Here is a 16,592-nt window from a genome sequence, read left to right on the forward strand (position 1 = left end):
GGCCCGCCCAGACTGAGTAGAACGCACGAAGCGCCCCGTCTAGCGTTCCTTGGAAGCCCCTGGGGGCCCGGAACGTACGGAGCGCGGCCGTGCGACATATCCCTGTCTGGCGAATACGAGGCGCGTCCTGCCCCTCATTTCGCTGGTTGCGCCGCCCGGAAAAGCAAGGACGGCACAGTGGTCGCGCATTCTACACGCACTCGTGCGGGCAACGCAACACATGGCTTCGGTGGGCGCCAGGCGGGGCGTCCAGGGGCGCCGGCGTGGGTTCCTGCACGACCGGAAGTCGGCGGCGGCGTCGGGATGGCCGGCACTCGACCGTCTCGCCCACGCGCCCGGCCCGGGCTAGAGCGGCAGGGACTCGACCGCGGGCAGCCACGCGGCGGCTCGGCATTGGGCTCGCGGCTTCGATTCGCCCGGGAGGCGGGCGACGAGCGGGCCAGGCCGTTGCGGCGGGCGCGCATTGTAGCGGCAGCGCCGGCCGCCCGGGAGACTCCGCCGCGCCGGCCCGCCGAACGGGCGCCCCGAACCCGGGGCGCCCGCGGCGGATCGGACCGCCGGCCTTAGCGGTACGCCGTCAGCGAATGGGTCCAGGTGTGGCCGCCGCCCTTGATCGCCCAGTCGTGGCGTACCCAGGAGTTGCCCTCGCCCGGCCAGGGGTCGGCCAGGGTCACGTGGCCGACCCCATCGAAGGTCTGGTAGCCGTAGATGGCCAGGATGTGCCCGCCGCCGCCGTCCCAGCCCCAGCGCACCGCCAGCGGCCCGCGGGTGTCGATCTGGGTGGCGATCTCGGAATAGCTCAATGAGCGGCCGTAGCTGACGGTCGAAACGCCCCAGTTCCACAAGATCCGGTCGACGCCGTCGCTGGAATGGCCGTACAGGTAGTTCGGCCGGTTGGCGCTGTCGTTCCAGTCGAACGGCTGGCTTTGACAGGCGTAGTTGATGCCGTAGTCGTAATTGACCGTGGCGCACTGGCTGACGTTGGCGCCGTGGAAACGCAGGATGGCGGTGGCGGTCGCCGCCCAGCACCACTGGCTGTGCTGCTGCTCCTGGGTCGACCAGTTCACCAGGTAGCCGGCCTGGGCCGGGACCAGCGCGGCCAGGGCCAGCGCCAACGGCGCGAGGACGGAGCGGATGCGGTTGCGATTGGACATGATCGGTTGCTCCTGCGGGCTCATGGACGCTTGAGGGCTGCGGCCACGGCGGCACGCAAGGCGGGGGTGGCCTGGGCGGCGGTCAGCGCTCGCGAGGCGTCGGCGTTCGCATCCAGGGCCAGGTTGGCGCGCGCCGCGGCCAGCGGCACATAACGCGCGGCCCGGCCGGCGTCGCGCAGCTCGAGGAAATCGGCTACGCCCTGGCGGCTGCGCACCAGGCGCAAGCCGCCCTGCCCGCGTTGCTGCAGGGCGACGGCCTCGATCTCGTTGGCCAGGCCGGCGGCGCCGATGCCGACCACCTGGTAGCGCCCCTTGGCGTCGGGCTCGAGGGTGGCCAGGCCGACCGGGGTCTGCCCGTTCCACAGCACGTAGCGCAGGGTCGAGGCGCTTTGCGCGGCCTGGGCGATATCGCGGCCCGTCAGCAGCAGCTGCGGATCGACGAATGCGACCGACACCCCCCGGCCGACCCGCAACCCGCGCAGCGACTGCTCGCCGTCCAGGCTCAGCACGCTGACCAGGCTCGCCGCCTGTTCGGCCGAGACCGAGCGCGCGGCGATCCAGCCCTGGATCAGGTGACGGGCCTGCGCATCCGCCAGGACCGGGGCGGCCGCAGTCGCGCGGGCCTGCTGCGCCTGCACCGGCGATGGCGCCTGCAGCGCCAGGCCCAAGGCGAGGGCATAACCGAGACACACATACTTCATGGAAAAACTCCTTTCGTCGTTCAGGGGAAAGTGCGCGGCCGCGCCCCGCGACGAAAGTTAGTTTCTCCGTAACGACGGTCAAGCGAAAATTGATTAACTACGTGAACACCCTGGAATTACCATTATTTAATCGACCCTCTGCTCAATGACACCGTGACGCGCTAAGCCAAACGCTCAACCCCGGCATTGCCGCGCAGCATAGTTTCAATTGAGTAGTAAATGAAGCGCATTAGGGGAAAACCCCTATGGAATCAGGCATTTTTTGAAAATGATTATCGAACCAAATAACCGCAAGCGCGCTGCGGCCGAGCTTCCATATTCGCCGCCGGTCGATAATCGCTCCCCTGCGGCCCAAACCGCACGGCACTGAAAAGAGCCGCCTCCATTGGGGCCACTTTCCTGCAACCCCAGGATCCAAGGCGCGCAAGCGCCGTCGCCGACCGCAAAAAACCGAACCGGATCGACTGCGTCCGCAGCGCATCCGAGAATCGACGCCACGTCTGGCTCGCGTTTTTTGAAACCGATCGATTCGCCGCCGAAGTCGAACGCATGCAGCCGCCCGGGGGCCATGGGGCGCCCCACCCTCGCACGATCGCCGGGATCGGCGGCTTGCAGCGGACGTTTGCGGCGGCCGCAAGCCGCCCCTCCGCACCTGGCGCGCCGGCGCAGCGCGCACAGGCTTACGCCGCGCGCTGGCGCCCTGCTTCGCCCTTCTTGCCCGTACCTGCTCGCCGGATAGCCGCGCCACAGCATCCCCCGCCGCGCGCCCGGCCGCGCGGCGGGGAAGTCTCGGCGACCGGCTCGTCGTCCCGCCCGCGTGGCCCAGCCGAAAATCGAACCCCCAAAACGACGCTGGCGGCCCGAAGGCCGCCAGCGCGAGCGGCGAACCGGGAGCCCGGCGCGCCGCGGATTGCTCTACCGCGAATTACTTGATGATCTTCGCCACCACGCCGGCGCCGACGGTACGGCCGCCTTCGCGGATCGCGAAGCGCAGGCCTTCGTCCATCGCCACCGGGTTGATCAGGGCGACGGTCATCTTGATGTTGTCGCCCGGCATGACCATCTCGACGCCTTCCGGCAGGGTCACCGCACCGGTGATGTCGGTGGTACGGAAGTAGAACTGCGGACGGTAGCCCTTGAAGAACGGGGTGTGGCGGCCGCCTTCGTCCTTCGACAGCACGTAGACTTCGGCTTCGAACTCGGTGTGCGGGGTGATCGAACCCGGCTTGGCCAGCACCTGGCCGCGCTCGACGTCGTCGCGCTTGGTGCCGCGCAGCAGCAGGCCCGCGTTGTCGCCCGCCTGGCCCTGGTCCAGCAGCTTGCGGAACATTTCCACGCCGGTGACCGTGGTCTTCTGGGTCGGGCGGATGCCGACGATTTCGATTTCGTCGCCCACCTTGATGATGCCGCGCTCGATACGGCCGGTCACCACGGTGCCGCGGCCCGAGATCGAGAACACGTCTTCCACCGGCATCAGGAACGGCTTGTCGATCGCGCGCTCCGGCTCCGGAATGAAGGTGTCCAGCGCGTCGACCAGCTTCAGGATCGCCGGCACGCCGATTTCGCTCTGGTCGCCTTCCAGCGCCAGACGGGCCGAGCCGTGGATGATCGGGGTGTCGTCGCCCGGGAACTCGTACTTGGTCAGCAGCTCGCGCACTTCCATCTCGACCAGCTCGAGCAGCTCGGCGTCGTCGACCATGTCGGCCTTGTTCAGGAACACGACGATGTACGGCACGCCGACCTGACGCGACAGCAGGATGTGCTCGCGGGTCTGCGGCATCGGGCCGTCAGCGGCCGAGCACACCAGGATCGCGCCGTCCATCTGCGCCGCGCCGGTGATCATGTTCTTCACGTAGTCGGCGTGGCCCGGGCAGTCGACGTGCGCGTAGTGGCGCGAAGCCGATTCGTATTCCACGTGCGCGGTCGAGATCGTGATGCCGCGAGCCTTTTCTTCCGGCGCCGCGTCGATCGCGTCGTACGCCTTGAATTCGCCACCGAAACGCTCGGCGCCGACCTTGGTCAGAGCGGCCGTCAGCGTGGTCTTGCCGTGGTCGACGTGACCGATCGTGCCGACGTTCACGTGCGGCTTGGTGCGCTCGAATTTACCCTTAGCCATGGTTGTCTCTCTTTAAATTGCGGTGATTCGTGGTTTGGGATCCGGGATCCGCGAGCGCGTCTCCCGACCCCGTTGTCTGCGATCGGATTCGGGCCGACCGGACCCGGAACTCGCGTTGCGAATCCCGGATCCCGATCGCCGAATCCCGGCTTGATCAGCCCTTCTTGATCACGGTCTCGGCGATGTTGTTCGGCGCTTCGGCGTAGTGATCGAATTCCATCGTGAACGTCGCGCGACCCTGGGTCAGCGAGCGGATGGTGGTCGCATAGCCGAACATTTCGCCCAGCGGCACCATCGCGTTGATGGTCTTGCCCGACGGCGTGTCGTCCTGGCCCTGGAGCAGGCCGCGACGACGGCTCAGGTCGCCCATCACGTCGCCGACGTACTCTTCCGGCGTCACGACTTCGACCTTCATCATCGGCTCGAGCAGGACCGGATCGGCCTTGCGGAAGCCTTCCTTGAAGGCCATCGACGCGGCGAGCTTGAACGCCATTTCCGACGAGTCGACGTCGTGGTAGGAACCGAACACGAGCTTGACCTTGACGCCCACGACCGGGAAGCCGGCCAGCGGGCCGCTGGTGATGGTCTCGCGCAGGCCCTTCTCGACCGCCGGGATGAATTCCTTCGGAATCACGCCGCCGGTGATGTCGTTGACGAACAGGAAGTCGTTCTCGACGTCCGGATTGGCGCGGTCCTTCTCGTTCATCGGCGACAGCTCGATCACCACGTGACCGTACTGACCCTTACCGCCGGACTGCTTGGCGTGCTTGTAGTCCGACTTGACGTCCGACTTGCGGATCGTCTCGCGGTACGCCACCTGCGGCTTGCCGACGTTGGCTTCGACGTTGAACTCGCGCTTCATGCGGTCGACGAGGATGTCCAGGTGCAGCTCGCCCATGCCGGCGATGATGGTCTGGCCCGATTCCTCGTCGGTGCGCACGCGGAACGAAGGATCTTCCTGCGCCAGGCGGCCCAGGGCGATGCCCATCTTTTCCTGGTCCGACTTGGTCTTCGGCTCGACCGCCATCGAGATGACGGGCTCCGGGAACACCATGCGCTCAAGGGTGATGATGTGGTCCTGCGCGCACAGCGTGTCGCCGGTGGTCACGTCCTTCAGGCCCACGGCCGCGGCGATGTCGCCGGCGCGGACTTCCTTGATTTCGTCGCGCTGGTTGGCGTGCATCTGCAGGATGCGGCCGACGCGTTCCTTCTTCGACTTGACCGGGTTGTACACCTGGTCGCCCGAGTTCAGCACGCCCGAGTAGACGCGGAAGAAGGTCAGCGAACCCACGAACGGGTCGGTCATGATCTTGAACGCCAGCGCCGAGAACGGCTCGGTGTCGGACGCCTTGCGGGTGTCTTCCTTCTCGTCCTCGTCGATGCCGGCGACCGGCGGACGGTCGGACGGCGACGGCAGCAGGTTGATCACGCCGTCGAGCATGGCCTGCACGCCCTTGTTCTTGAACGCCGAGCCGCAGAACACCGGCACGATCTCGACCTTCAGGGTGCGCTCGCGCAGACCGGCGATGATTTCGGCCTCGGTCAGCTCTTCGCCGCCCAGGTACTTCTCCATCAGGTCTTCCGAGGCTTCCGCTGCGGCTTCGATCATGAAGCTGCGGGCTTCCTCGGCCTTGGACTGCAGCTCGGCCGGGATGTCGCGGTACTCGAACTTGGTGCCCTGCGAAGCGACGTCCCAGTGGATCGCCTTCATCTTCAGCAGGTCGACCACGCCTTCGAAGCCGTCTTCGGCGCCGATCGGCACCTGCATCGGCACGGCGTAGGCGCCCAGGCGGGCCTTCAGCTGTTCGACGACCTTATCGAAGTTGGCGCCGGTGCGGTCCATCTTGTTGACGAACGCCATGCGCGGAACCGAGTACTTGTTGGCCTGGCGCCAAACGGTCTCGGACTGCGGCTGCACGCCGCCGACGGCGCACAGCACGAACACCGCGCCGTCGAGCACGCGCAGCGAGCGCTCGACTTCGATGGTGAAGTCGACGTGCCCGGGGGTGTCGATGATGTTGAAGCGATGCTCCGGCAGGGACTTGTCCATGCCCTTCCAGAACGCGGTCGTCGCGGCCGACGTGATGGTGATGCCGCGCTCCTGCTCCTGCTCCATCCAGTCCATCGTCGCGGCACCTTCGTGCACTTCGCCGATCTTGTGGCTGACGCCGGTGTAGAACAGGATGCGTTCCGACGTGGTGGTCTTGCCGGCATCGATGTGGGCCATGATGCCGAAGTTGCGGTAACGCTCGATGGGAGTGGTGCGAGCCACGGGACCCTCTCGTAAGTTTTCGAATTCCAGATGGCCGGACGCCGCCTTATCGGCGGCCTCCGGTTCGCTAGGCGGCCTCGAAGCCGCCGCGGCAACATCTCATGCGGATGTTGCGAAGGCCCTGTCGTCAGGGCGCCGCGATCACCAGCGGTAGTGAGCGAACGCGCGGTTCGCTTCCGCCATGCGGTGGGTTTCTTCGCGCTTCTTGATCGCCGCGCCGCGGTTCTCGGAAGCGTCGAGCAGTTCGGCGGCGAGCTTGCGCGGCATCGAGCTTTCGCCGCGCTTGCGGGCCGACTCGATCAGCCAGCGCATGGCCAGCGCCATGCGGCGCGAGGAGCGCACTTCGACCGGCACCTGGTAGGTGGCGCCGCCGACGCGGCGCGACTTCACTTCGACCGACGGCGAAACGTTGGTCAGCGCCTTCTCGACCAGCTCGAGGGCGTTCGGATTCTTTTCGCCGATGACGTCCATGGCGCCGTAGACGATCTTCTCGGCGACGGACTTCTTGCCGCTCTGCATGACCATATTGATGAAGCGCGCGATCGTCTCGCTGCCGTGCTTGGGATCGGGCAGAACCGAACGCTGCGGGGTGGAACCTTTACGCGACATGGTGCGTACCTATTTTCGTGATTCTGGACAGACGTGCTTGCGGGCGGCGGCGCGATGCGCGCGCCTGGGCAGCGACGCGCTTAGGACTTCGGACGCTTGGCGCCGTACTTGGAACGGCCCTGGCGGCGCTTGGCGACGCCGGCGGCGTCGAGCGAGCCGCGCACGGTGTGGTAACGCACGCCCGGCAGGTCCTTGACGCGGCCGCCGCGGATCAGCACCACCGAGTGCTCCTGCAGGTTGTGGCCTTCGCCGCCGATGTACGAAATGACTTCGTAACCGTTGGTCAGGCGCACCTTGGCGACCTTGCGCAGCGCCGAGTTCGGCTTCTTCGGGGTGGTGGTGTAGACGCGGGTGCAAACGCCGCGACGCTGCGGGCAGTTCGCGAGCGCCGGCGAGGTGCTCTTGTAGGTGGTCGCCTGCCGCGGCTTGCGGACGAGCTGATTGATGGTTGCCATCTGGAACTCTTGATTGAGGGGCCGGGCGGCCGCTTCGTGAGAAACGAACGGCAAGCCGAATGCACCCGACCCGCCGAGACGAAAAAGTATAGCCCGCGCTTAACGTTTCCGTCAACGCAGGCAGCGCGAACAGGCGAAGCCAGCGCTGCGGCAGCGCCAGATTCGTTCCTAATTCGATGATCCCGCCCTACCCTGGGCCGAACACTAGGCGCTCCCTGCGCCTAATTTCGTGATCTGGGAATGCGACCCATAGGGTCCAATCCGATTCGCGAGCATAGCAGGTTTTGCCGGACTTGCCATCCCCCGCCCGCCCGGAGCGGCCCCGGGGCCGCGGCGATCGGGCAAAAAACAAGGCGGGCATCGCTGCCCGCCTTGCCTGCAACCTCGGCTTTGCCGGCGCCGGCCCGGCCTGGCGGCCGGACCGGGCGCGGCGAACGCCGCTTACTCGGCGTCGTCGCCGGCGACCGTTTCGGCCGCGGCCGGAGCCTCGACCGCCACGCTCACCGGGCCTGCCAGCGCTTCCATCTCCGAGTCGGTCAGACCCGAAGCGTTCTTGCGCCGCTGGGTGTGGTACGCCAGGCCGGTACCGGCCGGGATCAGGCGACCGACGATCACGTTCTCCTTCAGGCCGCGCAGGCCGTCGCGGGTGCCGCGGACCGCCGCCTCGGTGAGGACGCGGGTGGTTTCCTGGAACGAAGCCGCCGAGATGAACGACTCGGTCGCCAGCGAGGCCTTGGTGATGCCGAGCAGGACCGGGTCGACCTTGGCGACGATCTCGCTGCGGGCGGCCAGGCGCGCGTTCTCTTCGATCAGGCGCTGACGCTCGACCTGCTCGCCGTTGAGGAACTTGCTGTCGCCCTGATCGACGATCTCGACCTTGCGCAGCATCTGGCGAACGATCACCTCGATGTGCTTGTCGTTGATCTTCACGCCCTGCAGGCGGTAGACGTCCTGGATTTCCTTGGTCAGGTACACCGCCAGCGGCTCGACCCCGAGCAGGCGCAGGATGTCCTGCGGGCTCGGTTCGCCGTCCACCACGGTCTCGCCCTTCTCCACGTGCTCGCCTTCGAACACGATGATCTGGCGGTACTTGGGAATCAGCTCCTCGTGCTCGCTGCCGTCGGCCTGCTTGATGATCAGGCGCTGCTTGCCCTTGGTGTCCTTGCCGAAGCTGACGATGCCCGAGACTTCGGCCAGGATCGCCGGGTCCTTGGGCTTGCGCGCTTCGAACAGGTCGGCCACGCGCGGCAGACCGCCGGTGATGTCGCGGGTCTTGGACGCTTCCTGCGGGATCTTGGCGACCACGTCGCCGACGCCGACCGGCGCGCCGTCCTGCAGGTTGACGATCGAGCGCGGCGGCAGCAGGTACTGCGCCGGCAGGTCGGTACCCGGGATCTGCAGATCCTTGCCGTTCTTGTCGACGATGCGGACGATCGGACGCAGGTCCTTGCCCTGCGAGCCGCGACGCTTGGGATCGGTGATCTCGCGCGAGGCCAGGCCGGTCAGTTCGTCGGTCTTCTCGATGACGGTGACGCCGTCGACGAAGTCGATGAAGCGGACGAAGCCGGCCACTTCCGAGACGATCGGGTGGTTATGCGGATCCCAGTTGGCGACGGTCTGGCCGGCCTTGATCTCGGCGCCGTCCTTGACGCTGACCGTGGCGCCGTACGGCAGCTTGTAGCGCTCGCGCTCGCGGCCGTGCGGGTCGAGCACCGACAGTTCGCCCGAACGCGAGACCGCGACCAGATGGCCGTTGGCGTGTTCGACGTGCTTGAGGTTGTTGAACTTGATCGAACCGGTGGTCTTGACCGTGACGTTGTCGATCGCCGCCGCTCGCGAAGCCGCGCCGCCGATGTGGAACGTACGCATGGTCAGCTGCGTGCCGGGCTCGCCGATCGACTGCGCGGCGACGACGCCGACCGCTTCGCCGTGGTTGACCAGGTGGCCGCGGCCGAGGTCGCGACCGTAGCAGTGCGCGCACACGCCGAAGCTGCTTTCGCAGGTGATGGTCGAACGCACCTTGATCGACTGGACGCTGGCGTCCTCGAGCTTCTGCACCCAGGCTTCGTCGAGCAGGGTGTTGCGGGTGACGATCGGATCCTCGTCGTTGCCGGGCAGGAACACGTCCTCGGCCACGACGCGGCCGAGCACCCGGTCGCGCAGCGGTTCGACCACGTCGCCGCCTTCGACGATCGGGGTCATGGTCAGACCCTCGACGGTGCCGCAGTCGGTTTCGGTGATCACCACGTCCTGGGCCACGTCGACCAGTCGACGGGTCAGGTAACCCGAGTTCGCGGTCTTCAGCGCGGTATCCGCCAGGCCCTTACGGGCGCCGTGGGTCGAGATGAAGTACTGCAGAACGTTCAGGCCTTCGCGGAAGTTCGCGGTGATCGGGGTCTCGATGATCGAGCCGTCCGGACGCGCCATCAGGCCGCGCATGCCGGCCAGCTGACGGATCTGCGCCTGCGAACCGCGGGCGCCGGAGTCGGCCATGATGTAGATCGAGTTCATCGACTTCTGCGGGACCGACTCGCCCTTGGCGTTGGTCACGGTGTCGGTGCCGATCGCGTCCATCATCGCCTTGGCCACGCGCTCGTTGGTGCGCGACCAGATGTCGACGACCTTGTTGTAGCGCTCGCCCGCGGTGACCAGGCCGGACTGGTACTGCTGCTGGATTTCCAGCACTTCCGACTCGGCCTCGGCCAGGATGCCCTTCTTCTCGCCCGGGATGATCATGTCGTCGATGCCGATCGACACGCCGGCGCGGGTCGCGTAACCGAAGCCGGTGTACATCAGGCGGTCGGCGAACACGACCGTGTCCTTCAGGCCGAGCATGCGGTAGCACGAGTTGATCAGGCGGCTGATGTTCTTCTTGGTCAACTCGGTGTTGGCCAGGGCGAACGGCAGGCCTTCCGGCAGAATCTCGCGCAGCAGGGCGCGGCCGACGGTGGTGTCGACGACCGAGGTCTTCGGCGAGCGGGTGCCGTCCTCGTTGATCACGGTCTCGCTGATGCGGACCTTGACCTTGGCGTGCAGCTGCACGACGCGGTTGTCGTAGGCGCGCTTGACTTCGGCCACGTTGGCGAACGCCATGCCCTCGCCCGCCTTGTTCTCCAGGGCGCGGGTCATGTAGTACAGGCCGAGCACGACGTCCTGCGACGGCACGATGATCGGCTCGCCGTTGGCCGGCGACAGGATGTTGTTCGACGCCATCATCAGCGCGCGCGCTTCCAGCTGGGCCTCCAGGCTCAGCGGCACGTGCACGGCCATCTGGTCGCCGTCGAAGTCGGCGTTGAACGCGGTGCAGACCAGCGGGTGCAGCTGGATCGCCTTGCCTTCGATCAGCACCGGCTCGAACGCCTGGATGCCGAGGCGGTGCAGGGTCGGGGCGCGGTTCAGCAGCACCGGATGCTCGCGGATCACCTCTTCCAGGATGTCCCAGACTTCCGGCTCTTCGCGCTCGACCAGCTTCTTGGCCGCCTTGATGGTGGTGGCCAGGCCGCGACGCTGCAGCTTGGCGAAGATGAACGGCTTGAACAGCTCCAGCGCCATCTTCTTCGGCAGGCCGCACTCGTGCAGGCGCAGGGTCGGACCGACCACGATGACCGAACGGCCCGAGTAGTCCACGCGCTTGCCGAGCAGGTTCTGGCGGAACCGGCCCTGCTTGCCCTTGATCATGTCGGCCAGCGACTTGAGCGGGCGCTTGTTGGTGCCGGTGATGGCGCGGCCGCGGCGGCCGTTGTCCATCAGCGCGTCGACCGATTCCTGCAGCATGCGCTTCTCGTTGCGCACGATGATGTCGGGCGCGTTGAGTTCGAGCAGGCGGCGCAGGCGGTTGTTACGGTTGATGACGCGGCGGTACAGGTCGTTCAGGTCGGAGGTCGCGAAGCGGCCGCCGTCCAGCGGCACCAGCGGACGCAGGTCCGGCGGCAGCACCGGCAGCACGGTCATGACCATCCACTCCGGACGGTTGCCGGACTCGAGGAAGGCTTCGACCAGCTTGATCCGCTTGGTCAGGCGCTTGAGCTTGGTTTCGCTGTTGGTCGAGGCGATCTCTTCCTTCAGCTGCAGCATTTCCGACTGCAGGTCGATGGTGCGCAGCAGGTCGTAGACCGCCTCGGCGCCCATCGCGGCCTCGAAGTCGTCGCCGTGCTCCTGGCGCGCCTGCAGGTACTGCTCTTCGGTCAGCAGGTTGCCGCGCTCCATCGGGGTCAGGCCCGGCTCGGTCACCACATAGGCTTCGAAGTACAGGATCCGCTCGATGTCGCGCAGGGTCATGTCCAGCATCAGGCCGATGCGCGAGGGCAGCGACTTGAGGAACCAGATGTGCGCGACCGGCGAGGCCAGGTCGATGTGGCCCATGCGCTCGCGGCGCACCTTGGCCAGGGTCACTTCGGTGCCGCACTTCTCGCAGACCACGCCGCGGTGCTTCATGCGCTTGTACTTGCCGCACAGGCACTCGTAGTCCTTGATCGGACCGAAGATGGCGGCGCAGAACAGGCCGTCGCGCTCGGGCTTGAAGGTGCGGTAGTTGATGGTTTCCGGCTTCTTCACTTCGCCGAACGACCACGAACGGATCAGGTCCGGCGAGGCCAGCGCGATCTTGATCGCGTCGAAGTCCAGCGCGGGGCGCTGCTGGTTGAAGAGATTGAGCAAGTCTTTCATTTGAACTCTCCGGGAATCGGGAATCGAGAATGGGGAATGGTTGGAGCGGGTTTCGGGACGGGGACGGGGCGCTTTTGCGACTCCCTATTCCCCGGTCCCGATTCCCGGCATTCCTCAGTTCTCTTCCAGCTCCATGTTGATGGCCAGCGAGCGGATTTCCTTCACCAGCACGTTGAAGGACTCCGGCATGCCGGCGACCATCTCGTACTCGCCGTCGACGATGTTCTTGTACATCTGGTTGCGGCCCTGCACGTCGTCGGACTTCACCGTCAGCATTTCCTGCAGGGTGTAGGCCGCGCCGTAGGCTTCCAGCGCCCAGACTTCCATTTCGCCGAAACGCTGGCCGCCGAACTGCGCCTTGCCGCCCAGCGGCTGCTGGGTGACGAGCGAGTACGGGCCGGTCGAACGGGCGTGCATCTTGTCGTCGACCAGGTGGTTCAGCTTCAGCATGTGCATGTAGCCGATGGTCACCGGACGCTCGAACGCCTCGCCGGTGCGGCCGTCGTGCAGGATGGTCTGGCCGCCGGTCGGCAGGTCGGCGAGTTCGAGCATCTTCTTGATCTCGACTTCGGCCGCGCCGTCGAACACCGGGGTCGCCATCGGCACGCCGTCGGTCAGGTTGCGCGCCAGGGTCAGCAGTTCCTCGTCGCTGAACTGCTTCAGGTCGACGCGCTGGCCGTGCAGCTTGTTGTCGTGGTTGTAGATCTCGTCGAGGAACTTGCGCAGTTCGGCGATCTTCTGCTGCGCCTCCAGCATGCGCTGGATCTTCTGGCCCAGGCCCTTGGCGGCCCAGCCCAGATGCACCTCGAGGATCTGGCCGATGTTCATACGCGACGGCACGCCCAGCGGGTTCAGCACGATGTCGACGGTCTGGCCGTCGGCGGCGTACGGCATGTCCTCGACCGGCACGATGGTCGACACGACGCCCTTGTTGCCGTGGCGGCCGGCCATCTTGTCGCCCGGCTGGATGCGGCGCTTAACGGCCAGGAACACCTTGACCATCTTCAGCACGCCCGGAGCGAGGTCGTCGCCCTGGGTGATCTTGCCGCGCTTGTCGGCGAAGCGGCGCTCGAACTCCTTCTGGTGGACTTCGATCTGCTTCTGCGCGCGCTCGATCGCCTCGATCGCTTCCTCGTCCTTCATGCGCAGGGTGAACCAGTCGGACTTCTTCAGGCCGTCCAGCACCAGCGAGGTGACGGTGTCGCCCTTCTTCAGGCCGGCGCCGCCGTTGGCGACCTTGCCGATCAGCTGCGAGCGCAGGCGGTCGTAGATCGCCGCCTCGAGGATCCGGAACTGGTCGTCGAAGTCCTTCTTGACCCGGCGGATTTCCGACTCTTCGATCTGGCGGGCGCGCTTGTCCTTCTCGATGCCGTCGCGGGTGAAGACCTGCACGTCGATGACGGTGCCGTCCATGCCCGGCGGCACGCGCAGCGAGCTGTCCTTAACGTCGGAGGCCTTCTCGCCGAAGATCGCGCGCAGCAGCTTCTCTTCCGGAGTCAGCTGCGACTCGCCCTTCGGGGTGACCTTGCCGACCAGGATGTCGCCGGCGCGCACTTCGGCGCCGATGTAGACCACGCCCGACTCGTCGAGGCGGTTCAGCGCCTGCTCGGAGACGTTGGGGATGTCGGCGGAGATTTCTTCCGGCCCCAGCTTGGTGTCGCGCGCGACGCAGGTCAGCTCTTCGATGTGGATCGTGGTGTAGCGATCCTCTTCGACCACGCGCTCGGAGAGCAGGATCGAGTCTTCGAAGTTGTAGCCGTTCCACGGCATGAACGCGACCAGCATGTTCTGGCCCAGCGCCAGCTCGCCGATGTCGGTCGAGGGACCGTCGGCCAGCACGTCGCCGCGCGCCACCACGTCGCCCACCTTCACCAGCGGACGCTGGTTGATGCAGGTGTTCTGGTTGGAGCGGGTGTACTTGATCAGGTTGTAGATGTCGACGCCCGCGTCGGTGACGCCGGAGATCTCCTCTTCGACCACCTTGACCACGATGCGGCCGGCGTCGACCTGCTCGATCACGCCGCCGCGCTTGGCGTTCACGGTCACGCCCGAGTCGCGCGCCACGGCGCGCTCGATGCCGGTGCCGACCAGCGGCTTCTGCGCGCGCAGGGTCGGAACCGCCTGACGCTGCATGTTCGCGCCCATCAGCGCGCGGTTGGCGTCGTCGTGCTCCAGGAACGGAACCAGCGCGGCCGCGACCGACACGGTCTGCATCGGCGAGACGTCCATGAAGTGGATCTCGCTCGGCGGCTTGAGCAGGGTTTCGCCCTGGAAGCGGCAGGCGACGAACTGGGCGGTGATCATGCCCTTCTCGTCCTGCGGCGCGTTGGCCTGGGCGATGACGTACTCGTTCTCCTCGATCGCCGACAGGAACTCGACGTCGTCGGTGACCTTGCCGTCCACGACCTTGCGGTACGGCGTCTCCAGGAAGCCGTACTGGTTGGTGCGGGCGAACACCGCCAGCGAGTTGATCAGGCCGATGTTGGGGCCTTCAGGCGTTTCGATGGTGCAGACGCGGCCGTAGTGGGTCGGGTGCACGTCGCGCACTTCGAAGCCGGCGCGCTCGCGGGTCAGGCCGCCCGGGCCCAGCGCCGAGACGCGGCGCTTGTGGGTGACTTCCGACAGCGGGTTGTTCTGGTCCATGAACTGCGACAGCTGCGAGGAGCCGAAGAACTCCTTGATCGCGGCGGCCACCGGCTTGGCGTTGATCAGCTCCTGCGGGGTCAGGCCTTCGGACTCGGCCATCGACAGGCGCTCCTTGACCGCGCGCTCGACGCGGACCAGGCCGACGCGGAAGGTGTTCTCGGCCATTTCGCCGACCGAACGCACGCGGCGGTTGCCCAGGTGGTCGATGTCGTCGACCACGCCGCGGCCGTTGCGGATCTCGGTCAGGACGCGGATCACGTCGAGGATGTCCGAGGTCTGGCCGAGGTCGTTGCGCAGGCGCACCGATTCGTCGTCCTTGCGGTCGGCGAAGTACTTGGCGTCGTACAGCACCGAAGCGCCGGTGGTTTCCTTGCGGCCGATGCGGCGGTTGAACTTCATCCGGCCGACGCCCGACAGGTCGTAGCGCTCGAAGGTGAAGAACAGGTTGTGGAACAGGTTCTGGGCGGCGTCCTTGGTCGGCGGTTCGCCCGGACGCATCATCCGGTAGATCTCGACCAGCGCTTCCAGCTGCGTCTTCGACGGGTCGATGCGCAGGGTGTTGGAGATGTACGGACCGCGGTCGAGGTCGTTGACCCAGATGGTGCCGACCGACTCGATGCCGGCGCGACGGAACGCGACCAGGTGATCGTCGTGGATTTCGTCGTTGGCCGAGGCCAGCAGCTCGCCCGACTTGGTGTCGACCACGTCGTGGGAGAGGATGCGGCCGACCAGGTAGCTGTCCGGCACGGCCAGGGCTTCGATGCCCGACTGCTCGAGCTGCTTGACGTGGCGCGCGGTGACGCGCTTGCCCGCCTCGACGATGACGCGGTCGCCGTCGGCCAGATCGAAGTCGAGGGTTTCGCCGCGCAGGCGCTCGGAGACCAGCTCCCACTGCACGCCCTCGGGCATGATGTGGAAGGTGTTGATCTCGAAGAACTCGTTGAGCATCTCCTCGTTGTTGTAACCGAGCGCGCGCAGCAGCACGGTCACCGGCAGCTTGCGGCGACGGTCGATACGGGTGAACAGCGCGTCCTTCGGGTCGAACTCGAAGTCCAGCCAGGAGCCGCGGTAGGGGATGATGCGGGCGCTGTACAGCAGCTTGCCCGAGCTGTGGGTCTTGCCGCGGTCGTGATCGAAGAACACGCCCGGCGAACGGTGCAGCTGCGAGACGATGACGCGCTCGGTGCCGTTGACGATGAAGGTGCCGTTGTCGGTCATGAGCGGAATTTCGCCCATGTAGACTTCCTGCTCCTTGACGTACTTGATGGCCTTGGTCGACGACTCGCGGTCGTAGATCACCAGGCGCACGGTCACGCGCAGCGGGGCGCCGTAGGACAGGCCGCGGTTGCGGCATTCGCGCTCGTCGAACACCGGGTCGCCGAGCTTGTAGCCGACGTACTCGAGCGCGGCGTTGCCGCTGTAGCTGGAAATCGGGAACACCGACTTGAGGGCCGCGTGCAGGCCGCGATCGGCGCGCTTGGCCGGGTCGGTGTGTTCCTGCAGGAATTCGCGGTAGGAATCGACCTGGATCGCGAGCAGGAAGGGAACTTCGAGGATGGACTTGCGCTTGCCGAAGTCCTTGCGGATTCGCTTCTTTTCGGTGAACGAATAGTTCGTGGAAGCTGTGGTCATGGTGAGCTACCGCCTCGATTAGCTAATGGGCCGGGAAACCCGCCGCAGGCGGATCTCCGGGCGAACCGCGCGTCCGCGGCTCGTGGGGACTAATGACGTAAAAATTGCCAGTGGGAAGTCGCTGGTATTGCCGGCACCAGCACGCCCTCTCCCGCTACTTCCGACTGACAACTCGGGTGGAGCCGGGAATCGGGAATGGGGAATGGAGAATCGGTAAGAGCCGAAGGCTGCTTCTGCGATTCCCTATTCCCCATTCCCAATTCCCTTGGAACGGCCAAAGGCCGGGGACTTACGTCCCCAGCCTTCGGTGGTCGCCAAAGAGAAACGGCGACGCAAGTAACG

Annotated in this window: 8 protein-coding genes; all 8 read right to left on the minus strand. The window is 66.3% G+C overall.

The features are described from left to right. Positions 1 to 563 precede the first annotated feature (563 nt). Positions 564 to 1,154: a papain-like cysteine protease family protein gene (locus AC3A57_RS12530; protein WP_487579200.1), complete on the minus strand. Its 591-nt coding sequence runs from the start codon at positions 1,152 to 1,154 to the stop codon at positions 564 to 566. Positions 1,155 to 1,174: 20 nt separating this feature from the next. After that, on the minus strand, positions 1,175 to 1,855 hold the full coding sequence (locus AC3A57_RS12535) for a hypothetical protein (RefSeq protein ID WP_487579201.1): 681 nt from the start codon (positions 1,853 to 1,855) through the stop codon (positions 1,175 to 1,177). 925 nt (positions 1,856 to 2,780) lie between these two features. Next, on the minus strand, positions 2,781 to 3,971 hold the full coding sequence (gene tuf, locus AC3A57_RS12540) for an elongation factor Tu (protein WP_487579202.1): 1,191 nt from the start codon (positions 3,969 to 3,971) through the stop codon (positions 2,781 to 2,783). Positions 3,972 to 4,125: 154 nt separating this feature from the next. Next, positions 4,126 to 6,243 (minus strand): elongation factor G, encoded by a 2,118-nt coding sequence (gene fusA, locus AC3A57_RS12545; RefSeq protein ID WP_487579203.1) that lies wholly within the window; start codon positions 6,241 to 6,243, stop codon positions 4,126 to 4,128. A gap of 141 nt (positions 6,244 to 6,384) precedes the next feature. Continuing rightward, positions 6,385 to 6,852: a 30S ribosomal protein S7 gene (gene rpsG / locus AC3A57_RS12550; protein ID WP_064746582.1), complete on the minus strand. Its 468-nt coding sequence runs from the start codon at positions 6,850 to 6,852 to the stop codon at positions 6,385 to 6,387. Between the two features lie 80 nt (positions 6,853 to 6,932). Next, entirely contained in the window at positions 6,933 to 7,307 is a 375-nt protein-coding gene (rpsL, locus tag AC3A57_RS12555) for a 30S ribosomal protein S12 (protein WP_064746583.1), read from the minus strand. Positions 7,308 to 7,748: 441 nt separating this feature from the next. Beyond that, the gene (rpoC, locus tag AC3A57_RS12560) at positions 7,749 to 11,972 is read right to left on the minus strand and encodes a DNA-directed RNA polymerase subunit beta' (protein ID WP_487579204.1); all 4,224 of its coding nucleotides are present in this window, start codon (positions 11,970 to 11,972) and stop codon (positions 7,749 to 7,751) included. A 114-nt stretch (positions 11,973 to 12,086) separates the two neighbouring features. Next, a complete protein-coding gene (rpoB, locus tag AC3A57_RS12565) occupies positions 12,087 to 16,250 on the minus strand; it encodes a DNA-directed RNA polymerase subunit beta (protein ID WP_487579205.1) in 4,164 nt (1,387 codons plus the stop codon). Positions 16,251 to 16,592: the final 342 nt, after the last annotated feature.

The sequence above is a fragment of the Lysobacter sp. Soil_C_15 genome, assembly GCF_057657315.1.